This window comes from Pauljensenia sp. 20925_1_34 (genome assembly GCF_041432775.1).
Classification (GTDB): Bacteria; Actinomycetota; Actinomycetes; order Actinomycetales; family Actinomycetaceae; genus Pauljensenia.
This window is the reverse complement of the sequence record NZ_JAPWAG010000051.1, coordinates 1-2,846: the sequence shown is the minus strand read 5'-3', so window position 1 is coordinate 2,846 and position 2,846 is coordinate 1. Positions and strand designations below refer to the sequence as shown.

Annotated in this window: 3 protein-coding genes and 1 pseudogene; 1 reads left to right on the top strand and 3 read right to left on the bottom strand. The window is 58.4% G+C overall.

All coding sequences use genetic code 11. From position 1 onward, the window contains the following. Positions 1-248 precede the first annotated feature (248 nt). Complete coding sequence (gene erm / locus O3669_RS10765; RefSeq protein ID WP_371524836.1) at positions 249-1,103, bottom strand: 23S ribosomal RNA methyltransferase Erm; 855 nt, start codon at positions 1,101-1,103, stop codon at positions 249-251. A 99-nt stretch (positions 1,104-1,202) separates the two neighbouring features. Continuing rightward, the gene (locus tag O3669_RS10760; RefSeq protein ID WP_011116968.1) at positions 1,203-1,250 is read right to left on the bottom strand and encodes an erythromycin resistance leader peptide; all 48 of its coding nucleotides are present in this window, start codon (positions 1,248-1,250) and stop codon (positions 1,203-1,205) included. A gap of 247 nt (positions 1,251-1,497) precedes the next feature. Between O3669_RS10760 and O3669_RS10755 the strand changes: the two genes are divergently transcribed. Beyond that, positions 1,498-2,511 carry an IS30 family transposase gene (locus O3669_RS10755; protein WP_371524834.1) on the top strand — a complete coding sequence of 338 codons (1,014 nt, stop codon included), beginning with the start codon at positions 1,498-1,500 and terminating at the stop codon, positions 2,509-2,511. On the opposite strand, the pseudogene O3669_RS10750 reads toward O3669_RS10755, so the two are convergent. Beyond that, positions 2,509-2,846, bottom strand: a pseudogene (locus tag O3669_RS10750) (IS256 family transposase); the annotation flags it as partial. The gene O3669_RS10755 and the pseudogene O3669_RS10750 sit on opposite strands and share 3 nt — an antisense overlap.

The following is a 2,846-nucleotide window of genomic DNA, read 5'->3' as shown; positions in this document are numbered from 1 at the left end:
GTTTTCTGTGGCACCGGTGATAGTAGTTCCTAGTTTTGCGGTGCGGCAGATGGTATCGACGATGACATTTCCGTTAGGCTGCACAGTAGGTCCTTAGTTTTGTACGGATGGATTAGATACCTTTTTCCTACAAAGCCAAGGACCCCAGTATCTTGTGCCACGCCCGAACCCCCGGCGAACTAATCAATGCACTCTAAAACCGGAAGAGCCCTTTTAGTACTACTGGTGGATTTCGGTTTTGGTGGGGATTAACGCCGCCGGCTTCGGTTTTTCCGTTGAGGAGGTCGTTGACTACTTCCCGATGGTGAAATGGGTCGATGGTGAGGTAGAGAGGAACCAGTCACCTGGAAGAGATCGATCCAGTCGTTGGTGTGCAATCTGGGAGGTAGGGTCGCGGGGTCGATTCCTCGCGAGCGCAACCATGATTGTGTTTCTGAACGTGATGAAAACAACCCTGCCCTTCGGAGAATTTCCCCTATCCCGCGTCCCCGGGCAGTGAAAACGGTGTGCACCATCGCCTGAAAGGCTTTGCGCTGCTCTATCGGAATCTTCGGGTCACCCACCCGGCGGATCACTAAGATCCCCCCGTCAACGTTTGGCTGTGGCCGGAAAGCAAGCCTTGGTACCCGAGAACCCAGGTGAAATGTGAACCATGGGGACCACTGAGCCGTCATCATCGTGCTTGCGCCTACCCCGGCCCGGCGGCGAGCGACTTCCCACTGCATGAGGAGTACAGCGTCAGTCCATGCTGGCGCATGCAGCAACTTTCGAAGAATGGCAGTGGTGAGGTGAAAGGGAATGTTTCCCACAATGACGCAGGGAGTGGCGGGTAACCGGAAGTTAAGGAAATCATCATGGACCACTTCGACCGCCGCCGAGGAGGTTTCTTGTGTGATTTTGGCAGCTAGTTTTGCGTCCACTTCAACTGCCGTTATCGCCCTCCCCAAGTGGGCCATCGGGTGAGTGAGGGCACCGCTTCCTGGTCCGATCTCAATGATGGGGCCGGAGGTTTGTTTCACAAGGTCGATGATGGAGTTGATGATCTTGTGGTTGGTGAGAAAATTTTGGCCATGCTCGTGACGGCCGTGTCCGTATGCAGACATCAGGTGTGCTCCTTGGATTTGAAAGGGAGTCGGGCATGACAAATAGCCGCCCGGCTAAAGGACCGGAGCGGTTTTTAACCTACGGGGTAGGAAACCGCCTTAGCGGTTGGTGCGCAACCGCAAGAAAGCGGTACCTGAAATCAACATGGGTCTAATTATATCCATTAAAGGGTTAAGGGTCAAAATGTGTGTCTGGCTCGGCGTGTCGCGGGGGTTAGATTTGGCCTTTTTGAATGCCGATTGAGTGGGTGTAGTCGGTGTCGATAGCGTTGTCGTAGAGGGCTGGGCGTCCTGTTTCGTGGTCGGCTTGGTTCTCGGTTTGGGTCAGGGTGGATGGCAGTGTCATAGGGTGTAAGCAATTTGTGTGGTAGCAGTGCTGTTGGAGGGGCTGGTTGTGAGCTGTCGTCGGATGCTGAGTGTTGAGGATCGTGCGGCGATCATGGCGGGGGTGAATGTGGGCTTGTCCAAGACGCGTATCGCTCACATGATTGGTCGTAGCCCCTCGGTGGTGTGCCGTGAGATCGCCCGCCATACGGGCCCTGACGGGCAGTATCGGGCCGAGGAAGCCGACAAGGCAGCCCGCGCGGCCAGGCGTCGCCCGAAGAAGCGCCTGTTGGATTGTGACGAGATCCTTCGCGACCGTGTGATTGCTGATTTGTCCCAGGGGCACACTCCCCGCCAGATCAGCGGGCGCCTGAGCATGGAGGCGTGTGGCACACTGCCCTCCATGGATACTTCCCCCGACGCCCAGGGCCACACGATCAGCCACGAGGCGATCTACACGTGGATCTACGCCCACCCCAAGAAGACGCTCATCGAACACGGCATTTGCTTGCCCTCGCGCCGGTGGATGCGCAAGAAACCCCCCACAGGCGGGCGCAAACCACCCATTGTTGGGATGCGGCTGATTGACGAGCGCCCTGACATTTCTGATCGGAAAATCCCGGGTAACTGGGAAGGCGACCTGATCATCGGCCAAGACGGGGCCAGCGCGTGCGCGACCCTGGTTGAGCGCACCACCCGCTACCTGATCATCGTCGCCTTGCCTCTGGGTCGGAAAGCCGACCAGGTCTGTGACGCGCTCACCCGCCGCATCCAGGGCCTTCCCGACCAAGCGATGCGCACACTGACCTGGGACCAAGGCCGGGAAATGGCCCGCCACCAGCGCCTCACCCACGACACCGGCGTGGAGGTGTTCTTCGCTCACCCCCACAGCCCCTGGGAGAGAGGAACCAACGAAAACACCAACCGGCTCATCCGCCGCTACCTGCCCAAAGGAACCCCCATCACCAGCCACCAACCCTACCTCGACGCCATCGCCCACGAACCGGGCAACTGCCCCAGAGCCACCCTCGGCTACCGCACCCCCACAGAAGCATTCAACGAACTCATTGCTAACACCCATTGACACCGCCGATACTTTGGCGAGTTGGCCCTGGCCCCAGTCGGACTGCCTGGCGATTCGTACTGGATCGTCAGGCAGTTCCGTTTTTAAGTAGAGCCACCAATCCAGCATGCGGCGTTGTCGTTCGCCTGATCTGCCGCGGTGGGTTCTGGCGAGCAGTTTGAGCTGGGCGTTGATGCCGCCTTCTAAGCTGTTGGTGGTGGATTTGATCCGCTCGGGCGCAAGGACTCCTGCTGGCGGGTTGAGGTAGACAAACAGCATCTCGGACCGCCAAAGATGGTTGAGGCTGTTGTAGGCCTTGCGCACGTTGTGGTGGGTCCACACGCGGGTCCATGCAC